15 protein-coding genes and 1 pseudogene are annotated in these 19,398 nt (G+C 39.3%); 2 read left to right on the forward strand and 14 right to left on the reverse strand.

Going from position 1 to position 19,398, the window contains the following annotated elements:
• The 8 genes from gatA to leuS form a co-directional block, all read right to left on the reverse strand.
• Positions 1 to 1,476: an Asp-tRNA(Asn)/Glu-tRNA(Gln) amidotransferase subunit GatA gene (gatA, locus tag ACYQ1N_RS06910; RefSeq protein ID WP_459834271.1), complete on the reverse strand. Its 1,476-nt coding sequence runs from the start codon at positions 1,474 to 1,476 to the stop codon at positions 1 to 3.
• Between the two features lie 47 nt (positions 1,477 to 1,523).
• Positions 1,524 to 1,814 carry an Asp-tRNA(Asn)/Glu-tRNA(Gln) amidotransferase subunit GatC gene (gatC, locus tag ACYQ1N_RS06915; protein ID WP_459834273.1) on the reverse strand — a complete coding sequence of 97 codons (291 nt, stop codon included), beginning with the start codon at positions 1,812 to 1,814 and terminating at the stop codon, positions 1,524 to 1,526.
• 428 nt (positions 1,815 to 2,242) lie between these two features.
• A complete protein-coding gene (gene aspS / locus ACYQ1N_RS06920; protein ID WP_459834275.1) occupies positions 2,243 to 3,577 on the reverse strand; it encodes an aspartate--tRNA(Asn) ligase in 1,335 nt (444 codons plus the stop codon).
• A 13-nt stretch (positions 3,578 to 3,590) separates the two neighbouring features.
• Positions 3,591 to 4,964, reverse strand: coding sequence for a DNA repair protein RadA (radA, locus tag ACYQ1N_RS06925; RefSeq protein WP_459834277.1), 1,374 nt, complete (start codon positions 4,962 to 4,964; stop codon positions 3,591 to 3,593).
• 14 nt (positions 4,965 to 4,978) lie between these two features.
• Entirely contained in the window at positions 4,979 to 5,392 is a 414-nt protein-coding gene (locus ACYQ1N_RS06930) for an endosialidase (RefSeq protein ID WP_459834279.1), read from the reverse strand.
• A 291-nt stretch (positions 5,393 to 5,683) separates the two neighbouring features.
• Positions 5,684 to 8,137: an ATP-dependent Clp protease ATP-binding subunit gene (locus ACYQ1N_RS06935; RefSeq protein WP_459834281.1), complete on the reverse strand. Its 2,454-nt coding sequence runs from the start codon at positions 8,135 to 8,137 to the stop codon at positions 5,684 to 5,686.
• A gap of 36 nt (positions 8,138 to 8,173) precedes the next feature.
• A complete protein-coding gene (locus ACYQ1N_RS06940) occupies positions 8,174 to 9,739 on the reverse strand; it encodes a putative polysaccharide biosynthesis protein (RefSeq protein ID WP_459834283.1) in 1,566 nt (521 codons plus the stop codon).
• 1 nt (position 9,740) lies between these two features.
• A complete protein-coding gene (gene leuS, locus ACYQ1N_RS06945) occupies positions 9,741 to 12,146 on the reverse strand; it encodes a leucine--tRNA ligase (protein ID WP_459834285.1) in 2,406 nt (801 codons plus the stop codon).
• Between the two features lie 224 nt (positions 12,147 to 12,370).
• On the opposite strand from leuS, the gene ACYQ1N_RS06950 reads away from it, so the two are divergent.
• Together ACYQ1N_RS06950 and tadA are read left to right on the forward strand one after the other, a co-directional pair.
• Positions 12,371 to 13,228 carry a prephenate dehydrogenase gene (locus ACYQ1N_RS06950; RefSeq protein ID WP_459834287.1) on the forward strand — a complete coding sequence of 286 codons (858 nt, stop codon included), beginning with the start codon at positions 12,371 to 12,373 and terminating at the stop codon, positions 13,226 to 13,228.
• A 27-nt stretch (positions 13,229 to 13,255) separates the two neighbouring features.
• Positions 13,256 to 13,828 carry a tRNA adenosine(34) deaminase TadA gene (tadA, locus tag ACYQ1N_RS06955; RefSeq protein ID WP_459834289.1) on the forward strand — a complete coding sequence of 191 codons (573 nt, stop codon included), beginning with the start codon at positions 13,256 to 13,258 and terminating at the stop codon, positions 13,826 to 13,828.
• 152 nt (positions 13,829 to 13,980) lie between these two features.
• Here tadA and lysA read toward each other — a convergent pair whose 3' ends face one another.
• The 6 genes and pseudogenes from lysA to ACYQ1N_RS06985 form a co-directional block, all read right to left on the reverse strand.
• Entirely contained in the window at positions 13,981 to 15,222 is a 1,242-nt protein-coding gene (lysA, locus tag ACYQ1N_RS06960) for a diaminopimelate decarboxylase (RefSeq protein WP_459834291.1), read from the reverse strand.
• Between the two features lie 12 nt (positions 15,223 to 15,234).
• Positions 15,235 to 16,215, reverse strand: coding sequence for a diaminopimelate dehydrogenase (locus tag ACYQ1N_RS06965; protein ID WP_459834293.1), 981 nt, complete (start codon positions 16,213 to 16,215; stop codon positions 15,235 to 15,237).
• Positions 16,216 to 16,485: 270 nt separating this feature from the next.
• Positions 16,486 to 17,346: a pyridoxamine kinase gene (locus ACYQ1N_RS06970; protein WP_459834295.1), complete on the reverse strand. Its 861-nt coding sequence runs from the start codon at positions 17,344 to 17,346 to the stop codon at positions 16,486 to 16,488.
• Complete coding sequence (gene recO / locus ACYQ1N_RS06975; protein WP_459834297.1) at positions 17,306 to 17,986, reverse strand: DNA repair protein RecO; 681 nt, start codon at positions 17,984 to 17,986, stop codon at positions 17,306 to 17,308. The genes ACYQ1N_RS06970 and recO overlap by 41 nt, the downstream gene beginning before the upstream one ends.
• On the reverse strand, positions 17,983 to 18,891 hold the full coding sequence (era, locus tag ACYQ1N_RS06980) for a GTPase Era (RefSeq protein WP_459834299.1): 909 nt from the start codon (positions 18,889 to 18,891) through the stop codon (positions 17,983 to 17,985). Before era ends, recO begins: the two co-directional genes overlap by 4 nt.
• 11 nt (positions 18,892 to 18,902) lie before the next feature.
• Positions 18,903 to 19,398: pseudogene (locus ACYQ1N_RS06985) on the reverse strand (insulinase family protein); the annotation flags it as partial.

Genomic DNA, 19,398 nt, shown 5'->3' on the forward strand with positions numbered 1-19,398 from the left:
TTACGCCTCCTTTCCCTGTGCTAACGGACTGTTCTTATATTCTCTTGTCTGCTCAAAAGCATATGCCGCCCTAAGAATCTTATCTTCCGCAAAACAATCGCCTAAAAGCTGCATACCGATAGGCATTCCGTCCTTATCAAATCCGCATGGGAGTGATATTCCCGGAAGTCCGGCAAGATTTGCCGAAATGGTATAGATATCTCCGAGATACATACTGATAGGATCCGACAGTGACGAACCTGTTTTAGGAGCCGTAGTAGGCGCAACGGGACCGAGAATACAGTCATACTTTGAAAAAGCCCTGTTAAACGCCTGTTTTATCAATGCTTTTGTTTTGAGAGCCTTAATATAATATGCATCATAATAACCTGAACTTAATACGAATGAGCCGAGCATTATTCTCCTCTTAACTTCCGAACCGAATCCTTCGGTTCTTGTCTTTTTATACATTTCATGAAGTTCTTCGTACTCAGGTGTTCTGTAGCCGTATTTTACACCATCGAATCTTGCCAGGTTTGAACTCGCCTCTGCCGATGCAATTACATAATAAGCCGGAATTGCGTAATCAACCAGGCTTAAATCAAATTCTTCAACCTCAGCTCCCAGGCTTCTTAATACTTCCGCTGCGTTCAGAACCGCATCTCTTACCTCGGAATTAAGACCTTCCGAAAAATAGTCTCTCGGTATTCCGATCTTTAATCCCTTTACTCCGCCGTCAAGCATCTTTGTAAATTCAGTGTTCTGTCTTTTTACGGATGTGGAATCTTTCCTGTCATGTGATGCAATGGTCTCTAAAACCGCAGCTACATCGGCAACATCCTTTGCTATAGGTCCGATTTGATCCAGCGAAGAGCCGTATGCAATAAGGCCGTAACGGCTTACGGTACCGTATGTAGGCTTCATTCCGGTAACGCCGCAGTACGAACTTGGCTGTCTTATTGAGCCTCCCGTATCCGAACCGAGTGCAAAAGGAACTTCATTTGCCGCTACGGCAGCTGCGGATCCGCCCGATGAACCTCCCGGAACTTTCGTGGTATCCCAAGGATTGGCAGTAACACCGTAAAATGATGTTTCCGTTGTAGATCCCATGGCAAACTCATCCATATTGGTTTTGCCGACCATAACGGAACCTGCATTTTCCAAGTTCTCCACAGCCGTAGCCGTATAAGGAGGCACAAAATTGCTGAGAATTTTAGATGAGCATGTCGTAAGGACACCCTTTGTACACATATTATCCTTAATTGCTACGGGTACGCCTGCAAGAGGTCCGGTGAGTTCTCCCGCTTCTATTCTTTTTTGTACATTCTCTGCGGTTTCTAATATTTTTTTCTCATCAAGGACAGTAACAAATGCATTGATATCAGATTCTAATCTGTTGATGTTTGCAATACTCTCCTTTGCCGCTTCAACCGCTGATGTTTCGCCCGACTTGATTTTTTTACCAAGCTCTACAGCCGTTAAATCCATTAAATTCATGTTTCAATCCCCTTAATTTATATATTGATACAATATTACAAATTATCTTAAAATGTTCTCGGAACAACATATTGACCGTCTTTTTTCTGCGGAGCATTCGCAAGCATGTTATCCCTGTCGTCGCCGTTTGTTACTTCATCTTCTCTGAAGACGTTTTCCAAATCAATGGCCTGAACGAGAGGTTCCGCTTTGCTTGTGTCAAGTTCCGCAAGCTTATCAACATAATCAAGCATTTTTTCCATATCTGCTCTTGCTTTTTCTTTTTCTTCTCCCTCAATGTTGAGCTTTGCAAGTATTCCAACATATTCAAGAGTTTCATCATCTATTTTATTAGACATGTTTTTCTCCTTATTTTTCCGGTTCAAAATAAAAATTTAAAATAAATGTTTATTGGTTTTCAAATTAACCTGTATATTATATTACAATAAACAAAATAAATCACCACATAAAACAGCGCTTTTAAATTGTATTTTATACTTTGTTCAAGCTGCGTTTCAACAATACGGCAAATAACTTTCCCGCTGCGGTAACTTATATGTTAACATCGATAATTAAATTTTAAAATAATTCATATAAAAAGTAATCATTTTTATGACACATCACGGTTCATTATATTCTGTTCCCCCGCCAAACACATGACTGTAACTCAGAGGAGAATTAAATTATATATCGGCAACGGGAAGATAAATATATCTATACAAAAAATCTGAAATATACAAAATGTATATCTCAGATTTTAAATCGGTATAAGTTTTAAATTGTAAAATTAAGGCTCAAGTCTGCTTAAATCTCTTGGGAAAAGTGTTGTTTCCCTTACATTGTCTTCGCCGAGCATTTTCATTGTTAATCTTTCAAGGCCGAGACCGAGACCTCCGTGCGGAGGCATTCCGTACTTGAATATAGACATATAAGGCTCCATGCCCTCTTCAGTCATCTTTCTTTCTTCCATTTTTGCTTTCAGCTCGTCATAGTCATGAATACGCTGACCGCCCGTTGTTACTTCTATTCCTCTGAATAAAAGGTCAAAACTGAGCGTAAACTTAGGGTCTGCCGGATCATCCATTGCATAAAACGGTCTCTTCTTGGACGGATAATGTGTAACAAATACAAAGTCACATCCGTATTCATCTTTGAAATATTTACTGATGAGCTCTTCCTCTTCAGGCTCAAGGTCATACGGATTCTTGATATTTCTGTTATACTTCTCGGAAACTAATTTCTTAGCTTCATCGAATCGTACATAAGGAATTCTCTCAACATTAGGCATATCAATTTTAAGAGTGTCAATTTCTTTCTTATATTCCCTGTTAAGCAAATCCATAACATATTGAAGCATTTCGGTTTCAAGCTCCATAATATCGTAAAACGAATCAATATATCCCAATTCAAAGTCAAGGGATGTATATTCGTTAAGATGTCTGTGAGTATTGTGCTTCTCGGCTCTGAATACGGGACCTGTTTCAAACACTCTGTCGAACACTCCTACCATCATCTGCTTATATGTCTGAGGACTCTGCGCAAGAACGGCGTGTTTTCCGAAATATTCAAGCTTAAACATAGTAGCTCCGCTTTCGACGGAACGGGCTAAAATCTTAGGAGTATGAATTTCTACAAATTTTTGTGAAGTCATATACTCTCTGAAACCTCTGCATATGGCTTCCTGTATTCTGAACTTTGCTCTTTCCCTCAGGTTTCTGAGGGTAAGAGGACGAAGGTTAAGTATAGTTTCCAGTGATGTATTAAGTTTCCATTTGTTTATCGGAACAGGCATCTGAGCAATTGCAGGCTTTGAAAGTATTCTGATATTACTTATCTTTATTTCATAACCGTTAGGTGAACGATCCTCACTTGAAGCAATGCCGGTGATTTCAACCGTCATTCCCTCGGTGATATCCTTCTTTGTCATGTTGGCTTTGCCTTCTTCAAGTGTACACTGTATAATTCCTCTGCTCTGTCTCAAAATTACAAATGACACATCAGACATATCTCTTATATTGTGAATGGCTCCCACAACTTTAACTTCACTGCCGATAAGGTTTTGTGAAATAATTTCATCATATGTGACTGTATCTTTCTTTTTAACCTCACTTATAAATTCCATGCTAACTCCTATATTATCTTATATATTTTATTGCATCGCCTATGGTTTCCACACCTATATATCTGATGCCGTCTATCTTTTTAATTCCGTCCAGGCACACGGACGGAGCTATTATTGTCTTAAATGACAACTTAATCGCCTCGGCGATCCTTTCTTTTGCCCGACTTACGGCCCTTACCTCGCCGGAGAGTCCTACCTCTCCGAAACATACAAGGTCATCCGGGATGGATATTCCTTTCATGCTGCTTACCAGAGCAAGAACAAGCGCCAGATCAAGTCCCGGTTCATTGGCTTTTATTCCTCCGGCTACATTGACATATGCATCCATGCCCGAAAAATCCATTGACGTTCTTTTTTCAAGCACCGCTATAAGGAGATTAACTCTGTTATAATCCATTCCCGAAGCGGTTCTCCTCGGTAAACCGAAATTGGATCTTGACACCAATGCCTGTATTTCAATCATGATAGGTCTTGTTCCTTCCATCAGGCAGGTAACCACAGACCCCGGAGCATTTATACGACCGTTAAGCATATATGCGGACGGATTCAATACTTCAATCATTCCGTCCGAATGCATCTCAAATACTCCGATTTCATTGGTTCCTCCGAATCTGTTTTTAACACCTCTGAGGACTCTGTAGGAAGCACTTCTCTCTCCCTCCAAATACAAAACCGTATCCACCATATGTTCAAGCATTCTGGGGCCCGCCACAACGCCTTCTTTTGTAACATGACCTACAAGAAATATAGCTGTCGACAGCCTTTTGGCAAGTTTCATAAGTGAAAGCGTGGACTCTCTTACCTGAGTAGGACTTCCCGGAGCGGAATCGGCATTATCCGAATACATCGTCTGTATGGAATCAATAATAACCACATCAGGTTTCGTATTTTCAATAACTTCCGATATTATCGATACGGATGTTTCGCAAAATACTTTTAGGTTGTTGCTTTTTGCGCTCAATCTGTCTGCTCTTAACTTAATCTGTCTTTCAGATTCTTCCCCGGATACATAAAGCACTTCATGACCGTCATCGGAAATGTTTTTGCACATTTGCAAAAGCAGGGTTGATTTACCTATGCCGGGATCGCCCCCTATCAATACAAGGCTTCCCGAAATAATTCCGCCTCCGAGAACCCTGTCAAATTCATTAAAGCCCGTTGAAATGCTTATTGATGTGTTCGTATCTATATCTCCGATTGCTATCGGTTTATTGTCGAAATGCGAAATTGTTTTTGACGTATTTTTTCGGGTATTTCCGACAACGGAAGAAGGTGCCTCCACTAATGTGTTCCACGCTTTACAGGCGGGGCATTGCCCTGACCATTTACTTACTTCATTACCGCATTCGGAACAGTAGAACAATGTTGAGGATTTAGATTTGGCCATACAGCAACCAATCCTTATACTCTGACAACTCTGACGTCAACACTTCCGCCCGGCTTGTCATTGATGGTAAAGGAAAGCTTTCCCGAAATACCGGTGTCTATTGTTCCCATTCCTTCATCATCGATGAATAATCTATAAATTGTATTTTCTGCAAGACCGAGTGTAATTTGAGCATCGGACAGGCAGTCAACGGTAAATGAAACTTCGTCTTCACTCTCCGAAAAATTAAATACGCTTGTACCCGGAACGGACTCATAACAAAATGCTTCATCCTTTTCAAGCTTTGTAAGCTCATTAAATGTCTTCACTTTATATGTGTCTCCGCCGTGGGCGAAATCCGCAACCTTTGTTTTCTCCGTAAGCTCAAAATTACCGAAACTAAGACTTCCGTCTGCTTCACTTCTGATTATCTCTTTTACTACAGACATATATGTGCCTCCTTAATGTATATTTACAGGTATGATATCAACCCATACGGTAATTCATACCTTTCCTTATATAAAAACGATATGTATCCTTTTGAAAAATGTATGATACATATTCATTCATAGAATATAACATATATCATGTCAAATATCTATTGCATTGTATTGAGTTTAATTATATTTGTTTAAGAGCAAAACCCCCTATTTATCGCTTTGATAAATAGGGGGTTTTGAAGCCTGACAACTTAATAAGAATACAAAACGGCAATACGGTATCGTTTATTAAATTGTTATTCAGCTGTTAACCTGTATTTTAAACGTAAGTTCATTTTTCTTTGTATCCGACGATATTTTAACGATATCGCCCGGATTTACTTCATGAAGAATGATTTTTTCGGCAATAATATCTTCAATGTCTCTCTGAATCTGACGACGAAGCGGTCTTGCTCCGTATTTAATGTCAAATCCTTTCTCAATGAGATAATCATATGCCTTTTTATCAAGCTTAACTGAAATATTCTTAGATTTCAGCAATCTGTTATTAAGATTGTCTATCATGATGTTTACAATCTTTCTCATGTTTTCCTTATCTAACTGACGGAACACTATTATTTCATCAATTCTGTTAAGGAATTCCGGTTTATATGCCTTTTTCAGCTCTTCCATGACATTTTTCTTCATGTCATCAAACTCCAAAGCATTTACATCGCCCTTACTGAATCCGAGCTTTTTAGGCTCAACAATGTGTCTTGCCCCAAGGTTTGAGGTCATAATAATAACCGTATTTCTGAAATCTGTTTTTCTTCCCTGAGAATCAGTCATATATCCGTCATCAAGCACCTGCAGCAGAACATTAAAAATGTCGGGATGTGCTTTTTCTATTTCATCGAAAAGCAATACGGAATACGGATTTCTCCTTATTTTATCCGTAAGCTGACCTCCCTCTTCAAATCCAACATATCCCGGAGGTGAGCCTATAAGTTTGGAAACGGTATGTTTCTCCATATACTCTGTCATATCAACTCTTATAAGAGATTTTTCCGTACCGAACAATGCTCTTGCAAGTGCCTTTGCGGTTTCTGTCTTTCCGACGCCTGTTGGACCGAGGAACATAAATGAACCAAGCGGTCTGTCGGGATCGGCAATTCCTGCTCTTCCTCTCTTTATTGCCCTTACAACGGCTTTAACAGCTTCATCCTGTCCGATTACGGCTTTTTGAAGCTCCGGTTCAAGATTAATGAGTTTTTCCGTCTCTGTTTCAGTCATCCTGTTAAGCGGAATACCTGTCCATTGCGACACTACGCCTGCCACGGATTCTTTGTCAATAACAGGCTTATTGACAGATTTCTCAGCCTCATATTCATCTTCCCGTTTTTCAATCTTTTTCTCAAGAGCTTTGATCTTTCCCGTTATGGCTTTAACGTCGTCAAATTTCTTTTCTTTTATCAATTCTTCTTTTTCGGATATTAATTTATAAAGCTTATTTTTTAAATTAACAATATCATCGGGAACCATACCCCTGTTAAGCCTTATCTTTGAAGACGCTTCGTCTATGATATCGAGAGCCTTATCGGGAAGAAATCTATCCGTAATATATCTTTTGGACAATGTTACGGCCGCCTCAACGGCCTCGTCGTCAATAACCACATTATGGAATTCTTCATACTTCGGTCTAAGTCCTTTTAAAATTTCAATTGCGGCTTCTTCGCTTGGTTCTTCAACCGTAACGGGCTGAAATCTTCTTTCAAGAGCGGGATTTTTTTCTATATGCTTCTTATATTCGTCTATCGTTGTGGCTCCTATAAGAGTGAGTTCTCCTCTTGCAAGCGACGGCTTAAGCATATTTGAAGCATCTATCGCCCCATCGGCATTGCCCGCTCCGATAATTGTATGTATCTCATCCAGGAATAATATTATATTCTTGTTCTCCGACACCTCTTTGATTATTCTCTTTAGTCGCTCTTCGAACTCACCTCTGTACTTGGTACCTGCTACAACCGCAGGAAGGTCCAAAGAAACCAGGCGCTTACCGGCAATGGTATCGGGAACGGTTCCGTCAACCATTCTTTGAGCAAGGCCTTCCACTATGGCTGTTTTGCCGACACCCGGATCGCCTACAAGACAAGGATTATTCTTCGTTCTTCTGCTGAGAATCTGAATTACTCTTTCAAGTTCTTCTTCTCTGCCTATTACGGGATCCAGCTCTCCGTCTGTTGCCATGGCCGTAAGATCCTTGCTGTACTTGTCAAGAGTAGGAGTTTTACTTGATGTATCCTGAAAATTCAGGTCGTTATATGCCTTATTATTAGGGTCATATCCCATAGTTGTTATTATTTTGGAATATACTTCATTGTCGTCCAGTCCGAGTCCCAGCAATATTCTTAAAGCCACACAGTCTCTCTCGGTGATTATCGCCATAAGAATATGCTCCGTTCCGATTAGATCGGAATCAAACTTTTTGGCAATTGAAGATGCATTTTCCAATATTCTTTTTGCTCTCGGAGTGTATCCGTCTTTATCGCTGACAGCAACTTCCGAATTGTCGGAAATACTGAAATTTACGGAGTTTAGTACCTTATCCGAAGTAATTCCCCTGTCATGCAATATGTTGTATGCAAGAGTATCCGGAACTTCGAGTATACCCAATAAAATATGTTCCGATCCGACGCTGCCGCTTCCTTTTTCAAATGCGTATGTTTTAGCATGCTTTAATACTTCTTCCGATTTCTTTGTATAATTATCCGGCACCGAACATCACCTCCTAATCTGTTGTATCAACAATCATCAATATAATTTCTTTTTCTTCATGAGAATTAATAATCCAAAGTACACCAATACCGCCACTACAACCGCTGCGGCCAGTGAAATGATATTAATATGTATCACCGTGTATATTCCAATATATACAAGCAAAGCCGCAAGAGCCATTACAGCCGAACACATTAAAGGAATAATAAATGTTTTAAATATCTCCTGTCTATAACCAATATATCTGTTAAGGGCAATAAAATTCAAAACAAATATTAAGCCGCTGAATGTCATTACACCTATAACAAGTGCATATACACCTAAATCAGTCGCAGCAAATAAAATCAAAATGAGAGGAATATGTATTGCAAGTGATATAAGCGAATGTTTAACGGGAACTCTCATTTTGTCGATTCCCTGCAATGCCGAACTTGATATTGTTGACAATGTATAAAATACGATTGCGGACGATCCGAGCTTAAGCATGTTTCCGCCTATTGCGCTGTCATAACTTCTGAACAACAGCTGCACCACGGGTTCTCCCAATACCGCCAGTCCGAACACAAACGGGATTGATACCATCATGGTTATTCGAACGGTCTTTTTAATCTTCAGCTCCACTCCGTGAATGTCACCCGTAGAATGTGATTTAACCACGCTCGGAAGCATTGAGGCGGCCATTGCCGATGCAATTCCCTGAGGTATGCTTAAAAGTAATGTATAACTTGAACTGTAATTACCAAGCATTATCTTAATCGTGGAACCGTCCATCTTGCCTGCCATCATGTTGCTGAAGAATATATCATCAAGCATAGTGCTTATATTATAGAACGTCTGTCCCAAAATAATCGGGAACAACGTAAATACAATACTTTTATATGCGGTCTTTGTTGTTAGTTCTATGTCACTTGTATCCGCATACATTTTTGTTTTGTATTTGTCCTTTGCCCTGAGAAAAATCACAACCACAACGACAAGAGCCGCTATGGCTCCCAGACATGTACCCAGTGTTCCGCCGGCAGCTCCGTATGCAGCTTCGGATCCGCTTCCCAAAAACATTCTCATAAGAGCGAATGAAGCAACAATACTGACAACAGCATTTACTATCTGCTCTATAAGCTGGGATACGGCAGTAGGTATCATATTTCCCTGACCTTGGAACAAACCTCTGAATACCCCCAGAACGGCTACTATAAGTACCGTAGGAGCAAGAACCCTGAGGGGTATCTCAAGTCCGGAAACAGTCGGATACAGGACTCTTTGTATTATTCCCGCTCCGAACAGAAGAACCAGCATCGCTATACCGCCCGATATAATTGAAAATATAAGCGCACTTTTAAATATTTTGGCGGAATTTTTATATTCTTTATTTGCGATTCTTGCGGAAATCAGCTTCGATACGGCCATAGGAATGCCGTATGACGAAAGAATAAGTACAATGTTGTATATGTTAAATGCAACTCCGTATATTCCGTTACCTTCGCTTCCGATAATATTGACCATAGGTATTCGATATAACATACCTATAATTCTGACCAATATCCCGGCTATGGCAAGAATGCCTCCGTGAAATATAAATCCGCTTTTTGCTAATTTAGACATTTTATTTACCTACGATATTTACAATCTTGCCGGGTACATATATTTCCTTGGTAATATTTTCAGGTAATCTGTTTCCGAGTTCTTCCTTTGCCGCACTGATTACTGAATCTTTATCAAGATCCGTATCTACATTTATTTTAGCCTTAACTTTTCCGTTAACCTGTACAACTATCTCTATTGTACTCTCTTTTAATGCGTTTTTATCAACCTCAGGCCAGACAGCCTCAAATACGGAATTTGACTCTCCCAGATTTTCCCATAATTCCTCTGCAACATGAGGTGCAAAAGGAGCAATAAGAACAGTCATGGTTTTAAGTGCATCTTTATCGATTCCGCCCTGTTTCTTTGTAAGATCGGTTATCTTGTTGGTGTTTTCCATAAATCCGCTTATAACCGTATTAAGGCTGAAACTTTCGGTTCTCTCGGTTATTTCCTGTATCATCTTATTCTTTAATCTGTCCATTTCAGGCGTTTTTCCGAAGTTGCCGTCCTTATTGTCCGTAATAAGCTTATAAAATCTGTTGATGAACTTGTAAACACCTTCCATTCCCCTGTCGTTCCATTCCGCATCAAGTTCCGGAGGACCTACGAAAAGCTCATACATTCTTACCGAATCGCATCCGTAATCTCTTACCAGATCATCCGGAGAAACAACATTTCCCTTGGATTTACTCATCTTGGCTCCGTCCTTACAGATCATTCCCTGATTAAATAATCTCTTGAAAGGCTCAACAAAACCCACTACGCCTATGTCGTATAAGAATTTTGTGTAGAATCTCGCATACAGCAAGTGAAGAACCGCATGTTCCACACCTCCCACATACATATCCACCGGAAGGTATTTATCAGCCTTTTCTCTGTCCACAAGCTTTTCAGTATTATTTACATCAATATATCTTAAGAAATACCAGGATGATCCGGCCCATTGAGGCATGGTGTTAGTCTCTCTCTTTGCATGTGCTCCGCACTTAGGACAAGTCGTGTTAACCCAGTCTTCTATAGCTGCAAGAGGTGATTCTCCGGTTCCCGTCGGCTCATATTTTTCAACATCCGGAAGTCTGAGAGGAAGCTCTTCTTCCGGAACAGGCACATGACCGCAATTAGGACAATGAATAATAGGAATAGGTTCTCCCCAGTATCTCTGTCTTGAGAATACCCAATCACGAAGCTTGTAATTGGTCTTCTTTTTGCCTATGCCCATTTTTTCTATTATATCCGGACCTTCCGCCTTCATGTCACTTGACTTTCTTCCGTTCCAGTCGCCCGAATTAATCAATATTCCGTCTGTGTCCGTATATGCTTCCGTGAGTTCCGACTCCGTTCCGTCTTTTGAAATAACCTGAACAATAGGAATATCAAATTTCTTCGCAAACTCAAAATCTCTTTCATCATGAGCCGGAACACACATTATCGCTCCCGTTCCGTAATCTGCAAGAACATAGTCGGAAAGCCAGATCGGAAGTTTTTTGCCGTTTATCGGATTAACCGCATATGCCCCCGTAAATACACCTGTTTTTTCTTTATCCTGCATTCTGTCAATATTTGAACGTGTGGAAGCTCTGTAAATATAATCTTCAACCGCTTTTTTGTTGTCTTCTGACGCAAGCTCTGCCGCAAGAGGATGCTCAGGTGCAAGCACAATAAATGTTGCACCGTGTAACGTATCCGGTCTCGTTGTATATACTGTAAGAGACTTATCGGTTCCCTCTACTTTAAAGTCAACCTCGGCGCCGTAACTTCTGCCGATCCACTCTGATTGCATTTTTTTGACTTTTTCCGGCCACTCAAGCATATCCAAATCTTCAAGAAGTCTGTCTGCATATTTAGTGATTCTGAGCATCCACTGCTTGAGATTTTTCTTTGTTACTTCAGAGCCGCATCTTTCGCATTTTCCGTCTACGACTTCTTCATTTGAAAGACCGGTCTTACATGACGGACACCAGTTAATAGGCATTTCTTTTTCATATGCAAGCCCATTCTTAAACATTTGAATAAATATCCACTGAGTCCATTTGTAGAAATCCGGATCCGTTGTATTAAGTTCCATATCCCAGTCGTATACCGCAGATATTTCCTTAATCTGTCTCTTAATATTGCTTATGTTAAGTTCTGTTGAAATTCTCGGATGCTGCCCCGTTTTAATTGCAAAGTTCTCTGCCGGCAGTCCGAATGCATCCCATCCCATAGGATGAATTACATACTTTCCGTGCAAAATCTGGTATCTGCTCCATACGTCAGATATTACATATCCTCTCCAATGGCCTACATGAAGTCCGGTTCCCGACGGATACGGAAACATATCAAGACAATAATATTTCTCTTTTTTGCCGTCATTTATATTTATTGGCTTTATTTCCCAATTCTTACGCCATTTCTGCTCTATAGATTTGTGATTGTATTCCGACACAATTAATCCCTCCGAACTTTAAAATATAATTATCATAATTAATTTATTATAGATTAGTCATATTGCATTTACAAGTTTTACTGCATCGGATGGGAATAATAACTTTTTATAATTTGCCTTGTATCATATTAAACTATTCTACTATAATATACAGAATATTAATTATTCTAATACGCATTACTCGGCTATATACCGTTAAGTCAGAAATTAACACAGAGGAAATTATGAATTGTATAGGTTTTATCGGCTTTGGTTTAATAGGCGGCTCAATTGCCAAAGCATTAAAAAACAAGCTGCCGCATCTTAAAATTATTGCATATACAAGGAATCATGAGGATACCGATACGGCTGTTGAAGAAGGTGTGGTTGATGTTGCGCTTTCTTCCATCGACAATACATTTTCGGAAGCTGATATAATATTCATATGCACTCCGGTTAAAATAATTCTGAATATTATGAATGAGCTTAAGCCTTACCTGTCTTCAAACCAAACAGTCACCGACGTAGGCAGTGTTAAAGGCTATGTTCATAAATGTGCAAAAGAAGTCGGAATATCAGACATATATATAGGCGGACATCCCATGGCAGGGTCGGAAAAAAGCGGATATATGGCGGCATACAGTGCTCTTTTTGCCGGTAAAAACTACATAATTACGAAAAATACCGAATTAAGCAATGACCCCGTTTATAACAGAAAGGTCAGCAGACTGTGTGAACTTATAGCTTTACTCGGCTGTAACATAGTTACCATGGATCCCAACGAACACGACTACGCCGTTGCGGGTATAAGTCATGTCCCTCATCTTGTAAGTGCCGCCCTTGTACAGACCGTAATTAAAATGGATACCGAAAATAAAGATATGAAACGATGTATCGCAACCGGATTCACAGATTCGACAAGAATAGCCGCATCATCTCCGGAAATGTGGTCACAGATATGTTTAACCAACAGAGATGAAATTCTTACGGTTCTTGACGGATATCTTGACATTTTAAAGAATATAAGGGAGTCTGTCGCAAATGAGGACGAGCTTGCGATAAAGAAGATTTTTCAGGATGCAAGAGATTACAGAAACAGTTAAAAATAAAAACAATTTCGGAAATTATTTATGATCGACTATCATGTATCGTGTGCAAACACCAATAATATTACAAATGAAAACTATGAACAAAACATTATCGACATCAAATTTATGAGAGAGGCATATAATCTTGCTTTAAAGGCAGATAAGAAAAATGAGACGCCTATAGGTTGCGTAATAGTTCATAACAATAAAATAATAGCTAAAGGTTACAACCGAAGAAATACGGATAACTCCACCATAAAGCACGCTGAAATATCTGCCATAAGCGGTGCATCAAAAGTGTTAAAAGACTGGCGCCTTGAGGATTGTACGCTCTACGTTACTCTTGAACCGTGTCAAATGTGTGCCGGAGCCATTGTTCAGGCCAGGATTCCACGTGTGGTAATCGGGGCAATGAGCATGAAGTCCGGCTGCGCCGGTTCCGTTATCAACATTTTAAATAATAAAAATTTTAATCATCAATGCAGCATAACGTACAATGTCCTTGAGAAGGAATGCTCTGAACTGATGAGTTCATTTTTCAAAAAAATGAGATTTGAAAGAAAATATAAAAAATTGTTGCTCAAAAGGGCAAATATGCAAAAAAATAAAAATTGAAATGACGCAAAATCCGTGAACATATTCCGATGAAATAAACAAACCACCGTAACAGCATTATTATCATATTTATTTTCTGATATTAATGTCTGTTTACGGTGGTTTTATTATTTAAGTTTGATATACGTATTTATTCGCTTTTAATATCAATATTACATGAATTCAAATAAATCCTCTATTGTTTCTCTTCTTCGTATAAGTTTTACGGTGCCATCCTTACATACCATAACTTCTGCAGGACGCGGTCTCGAATTATAGCTTGAACTCATACTGTATCCGTATGCCCCGGCATCCAGTATACATGCAAGATCTCCTTTTTTAATTACTGGGAGTTCTCTGTCATTTGCAATGATATCGCCTGATTCACATATATTACCCGTTACTGTAACGGTTTCGGTATTCTCTCTCGGAACAACCTTGCCGTCCCTTATAACTTCAATATCATGCCATGAATCGTACATTGAAGGTCTTACAAGTACATTCATTCCGACATCTGTTCCTACATACTTTCTTCCCGCATTCTGTTTGACTGAATGTACCCTTCCGAGTATTACGCCGCCCTCGGCAACACAATATCTTCCGGGTTCGGATTTAAACAAAGGAGCCGAACCGTATTCTTCGACAAATTTATCCAAAATAGGTTCCAATCTCTTTTTAAAACTCTCCATGTCATATTCCGCTTCTCCCTCAAGTTTATGATACGGAATTCCGTACCCGCCTCCGAAATCAATAAACTCAAGGTTTTCAAAACGCATTGCAATTCTTAACAGATTGGAAACCGCCTGTAAATATGGCTCCGGATCCATAAATAAAGATCCTATATGTTGGTTGATGCCGGCTATTGTGAGATTATATTTTTCCGTAATTTTGAATATCTCCGGAATATCTTCTTCCGCAATTCCAAACTTGGTTTTTTTACCTGCCGTAATGACTTTGTCGTGATGTCCCGCACCTACTCCCGGATTTATTCTTACCGCACATTTTCCTCCGGGATTGATTTCACCGAACATCTCCAACTGCGAAAGGCTGTCCAGACTTGTCATAATACCGAGGTCAACAGCGTATTTCATCTCTTCTTCCGATACATTATTAGGTATGTAAAATATTCTTTCTTTAGGAAAACCTGCCTTGAGAAGCATTGAAATCTCACCCGGACTCATGGCATCACAGTTATTTCCTTCTTCCAAAGCCAATTTTAATATGTGAATATTGGTATTTGCTTTGACTGAATAATTAGCCGTATACGGATACTTGGTAATTACTTTAGCTACATTATCCATCTGTTTTCTTATTATTTCTTCATTATATACATAAAGCGGAGTACCGTATTCCTCTGCAATGGTTTCCGGATTATTGCCTCTAAAGAAATCTCTTTCGTTAATAAATGATTCCATATTTCCTCCGTATTATAGTAAGTGAGCACGAATATCTTCGCCGCTTAATCTGCTGAGGTATGCAGGCGCAATGTCAAATACGGTTTTGCAGCCGGTTATTCCCTCTCTGTGAAGTCTGTCTATGGCACGGGCATAAGCAACTATTACGGAAGCCGTAAATTCAGGATTAGAATCAAGCTTCAGGCTGTATTCAATAACATGCTTATTTTCTTTATTTCGGCCCGTTACACCGGAACGGATAACAAAACCTCCGTGAGGAATGCCGGCATGATCTCTTTCAAGCTCTTCTTCCGTAATAAAATGTACCGTTGTATCATAGTCTGCAAAATAATTAGGCATGGTCTTAATTTCATGCACTATTCTTTCAAGGTCCGCCCCCTCCTCAGCTACAACAAAACACTCTCTTGTATGCTTCTCTCTTGTTGTAAGTTCCGGATTTTTACCGGCTCTCACGGCCTCAAGAGCAGATTCCGACGGAATGGTATACTGCTTTCCGTTCTTAACTCCCTCTATTCTTCTTATTGCATCGGAATGTCCCTGGCTTACGCCTTTGCCCCAAAATGTATACGATTTACCTTCAGGCAGAATGCATTCCGCATAGAGACGATTAAGCGAAAACATGCCCGGATCCCAACCTGCGGAAATAAGAGCTGTATGGCCGCTTTCCTTTGCCGATTTGTCAACATTTGCGAAATGCTCAGGTATTCTTGCATGTGTATCAAAACTGTCAATTACATTAAAGTGTTTAGCATATTCAGGAGTCTGTTTAGGCATATCCGTTGCACTTCCGCTGCATATAATCAAAACATCTATTTCATCTTTATGTTCTAAAATATCCGCCGTATTATATACGGGAATGCCCGGCGTAACTATATTTACCTTTTCCGGACTTCTTCTTGTAAAGACAGCCGAAAGTTCTAAATCATCATTCTGTCCTATGGCACATTCAACACCTTTGGCAAGGTTTCCATATCCAAGAATACCTATTCTCATAATGTATCTCCTTTGCGTTTTAACAAATTGAATAAGAACATAAATAATTCTTATTTTATTTATGTTTATTTTTATTAACTAATATAGTTTATATTATAATAAATTTAACCGTAAATCAATTTTATATTTATGAAATTAATCACACAATAAATCTCCGTTTGTTACGGTCAGAAACCCTAAAAAACAGCCGCAGGCGGCAATTGCACGCTTACGGCTGACAAATATTTTAAAATATCGGATAAATGTAATCATCCGGAACCATGATATAAATTAAATCTTTATACTCAAAAATTTTTCAAAACATACGCCGTTGAGACCGTCAATATTGTTTTCATCGGAAACTTTAAGAGCTTTTGCAACAAAGTCCGACGCCCTCTCCACCGAATTTAAAAATTTCTTACCGTTCAGTGCGTCCGCTGCAATAACGGCAGAAAAAACATCTCCGGTTCCCGGTCTTTCATTATGTTGTTTTTCTTTTCTGTATAACCTGTAATTTTCTCCCCGTTCCGACTCAAAAGCAAAGCTGCTTACAAATCCCGGAGAATCTATACCTGTTATTACGACTCTGTTTGCTCTGTCCCGTGTCAGTATTTCTGCCATTTCCGTTAATTCGTCACATGTAAAACCCGACTTATACCGTTTTCCCGTAAGAATACAGCTCTCTGTTATATTTGGCGTCAAAATATCGGCATAACATATCAGTTCCGACAATCTCTCCGCAATCTTAGAATCGTATCCCGAATAGAATTCTCCGTTGTCCGCCATAACCGGATCTAATATAACGGTAGAATCACTGCCGAATTCCTCTATAAACGTCTTTGCAAAATCAATTTGAGCCGGATTGGTAAGATATCCTATAAGTATTCCGTCAAAGGATATATTTATCTTCTTCCATTCATCGATAAAATTGTGTAGAAAGTCCGTACAATCTCTGACTGCAAATGAATCAAAACCGGTGTGGTTGGTAAATATTCCCGTCGGAATAGGACAGGTTTGTATGCCCATGGCCGAAATAATCGGTAACTGAACCGTAATTGAACATCGTCCGTATCCGGACAAATCATTTATTACCGCTATCTTTTTTTGATAATTATTTTGTTCGATTGTTCTCATCGCTAAACCATTTCCCATTCATAAGCAGCCCTCTTGATTTGATTTTTCTGTCTATACTTGCTGTCATCATTTTATCGGCAAGTCTGATAAATTCTGTTCTGACAGGCTCATTTAAAATAAATCCGAACATACTTAAAACATTATCTCCCGCAGATTTATCAAATGCATTAATCAGTGCTTTATCCGCATTTTTACGATTGGGAATATCATTTAATATACCCTCATTGGCAAGAGTTCTGATCTCAAACGCGGCCTTTACCGTATCGTTGTCAAGTTTTTCATCCAACAGCGAGTTGAATGCAACATATAAAAGGTTAACGCTGTCCGTGGCATTTATCCCTTCTCTTCCGAAATATTCCGCAATTTCCGCAAAATAATATGCATAAATAAGCGCATTATAATCTCTTGTTATTTCATCAAATGACTTAACGATAAATATGTCATGAAGAATATATGCGCTTTTTCCTTCATAAATATTAAAATTGGCAAATATAAAGCTTCTCCCGGAGGCAATCAGTTTGCTGGTCGGACGTCTTCCTCCTCTGGCAAAACATGATATTTTGCCCAACTCTCTCGTAAGTATTACGACTCTCCTGTCATATTCCCCTATCGGTGTACTGCTTATAATTACGCCCGATACAGTCATTATGTCTTTCATGATTCTTTAATATATCCGAAGTTTCTGAGGCTCGCTCCGTTCTCACGCCAATCCTTATCCACCTTAACCCAGAGTTTTAAATTAACCCTGCACCCGAGTTCTCTCTCCAGTTCATATCTGGCAGTAGAACCTATTTTTTTAAGCATTGCACCCTTTTTACCTATAATAATTCCTTTATGAGAATCTCTCTCACAGAATATGGTGGCGTCAATGTCACATATGTCGGTTCCTTCTCTGTCATGCATTTTGTCAACAACAACGGCTATTCCGTGAGGGACTTCTTCACTTAAGGCATGAAGAGATTTTTCTCTTATGATTTCTGCCGCTATTGCACGCATTGGCATGTCAGTAACAGTATCTTCATCATAATACATAGGTCCCTCCGGAAGTTCTTCAAATAAAACCGAAAGAAGCTCATCAACATTATTCCCGTTTCTTGCTGATACAGGGATAATATCCGTGAATTCCGCCTTCTCGCTGAATAATTTTATAACAGGCAAGATGTCCGCCTTATCCACAGTATCACACTTATTTATTACGAGAATAACAGGTACGTTTACATTCTTTAACTGTTCTGTTATGGATTTGTCAGCCTCTCCTATATAAGCTTTCGGCTCTACAAGATAACATATGACATCAGCATCGTTTAACCCTTCAAAGGATTCTTTTTTCATATATTCACCGAGCTTATTCTTTGGTTTTATTATGCCCGGTGTATCAAAAAATACAATCTGACCTCTGTCGTCGGTGTATACGGTTTTTATGCGCTTTCTTGTGGTCTGGGGCTTATTGGACATTATCGCTATCTTCTGACCGATAAGCCTGTTCATAAGTGTTGATTTACCAACGTTCGGTCTGCCGATCATCGCGACAAAACCGGATTTATATACATTATCCGTATTCAAACTTTTCTCCTTTAATTCTTTGCAAGAGGCTCTATTTTGTCAAACATTTCCTTAGAGCCGTTAATCATATCAGAATTTCCCACAACGCAGAAATGCTTGTCCGAATTAAGAATTTCAATGATTGGAGCAAGACTTCTGATTGTTTCCACATCCGTTTTCAACACTTCATCTCTTATTTTTTGGATATCTTCCGTTGTTGTTCCTTTAATATATGCGTCAAACGCTCTCTTGCCCTTCATTGACGGCGTAAGAGGAGTATCCATACCTCCGATTGTTCCGATTATATATTTAATCATATCTCTGTCGGAAACACTGAACGACCTTACATATTCGGCTGCTTCTTCAAATATTCTGTTTGTATCTTTGAGGTTAGGATCCCTGTATGATACAAGGAATGAATCTCCGTTTACTTTAAAATCACTCATACATCCGTATGCACCGCCCTTAACTCTTATGTTAAGCCACAAATACTCATATGAGAATATGGTTTTAAGAACTCTGAGTGCC

The organism is Howardella ureilytica (assembly GCF_054657495.1).

What these genes read in the sequence shown, in the direction of transcription:
- gatC (WP_459834273.1), bottom strand. Translation starts at nt 1,814, where the DNA reads ATGTCTAATAAAATAGATGATGAAACTCTTGAATATGTTGGAATACTT.
- radA (WP_459834277.1), bottom strand. Translation starts at nt 4,964, where the DNA reads ATGGCCAAATCTAAATCCTCAACATTGTTCTACTGTTCCGAATGCGGT.
- ACYQ1N_RS06950 (WP_459834287.1), top strand. Translation starts at nt 12,371, where the DNA reads ATGAATTGTATAGGTTTTATCGGCTTTGGTTTAATAGGCGGCTCAATT.
- gatA (WP_459834271.1), bottom strand. Translation starts at nt 1,476, where the DNA reads ATGAATTTAATGGATTTAACGGCTGTAGAGCTTGGTAAAAAAATCAAG.
- recO (WP_459834297.1), bottom strand. Translation starts at nt 17,986, where the DNA reads ATGAAAGACATAATGACTGTATCGGGCGTAATTATAAGCAGTACACCG.
- ACYQ1N_RS06940 (WP_459834283.1), bottom strand. Translation starts at nt 9,739, where the DNA reads ATGTCTAAATTAGCAAAAAGCGGATTTATATTTCACGGAGGCATTCTT.
- aspS (WP_459834275.1), bottom strand. Translation starts at nt 3,577, where the DNA reads ATGGAATTTATAAGTGAGGTTAAAAAGAAAGATACAGTCACATATGAT.
- lysA (WP_459834291.1), bottom strand. Translation starts at nt 15,222, where the DNA reads ATGGAATCATTTATTAACGAAAGAGATTTCTTTAGAGGCAATAATCCG.
- ACYQ1N_RS06970 (WP_459834295.1), bottom strand. Translation starts at nt 17,346, where the DNA reads ATGGGAAATGGTTTAGCGATGAGAACAATCGAACAAAATAATTATCAA.
- ACYQ1N_RS06930 (WP_459834279.1), bottom strand. Translation starts at nt 5,392, where the DNA reads ATGTCTGTAGTAAAAGAGATAATCAGAAGTGAAGCAGACGGAAGTCTT.
- tadA (WP_459834289.1), top strand. Translation starts at nt 13,256, where the DNA reads ATGATCGACTATCATGTATCGTGTGCAAACACCAATAATATTACAAAT.
- ACYQ1N_RS06965 (WP_459834293.1), bottom strand. Translation starts at nt 16,215, where the DNA reads ATGAGAATAGGTATTCTTGGATATGGAAACCTTGCCAAAGGTGTTGAA.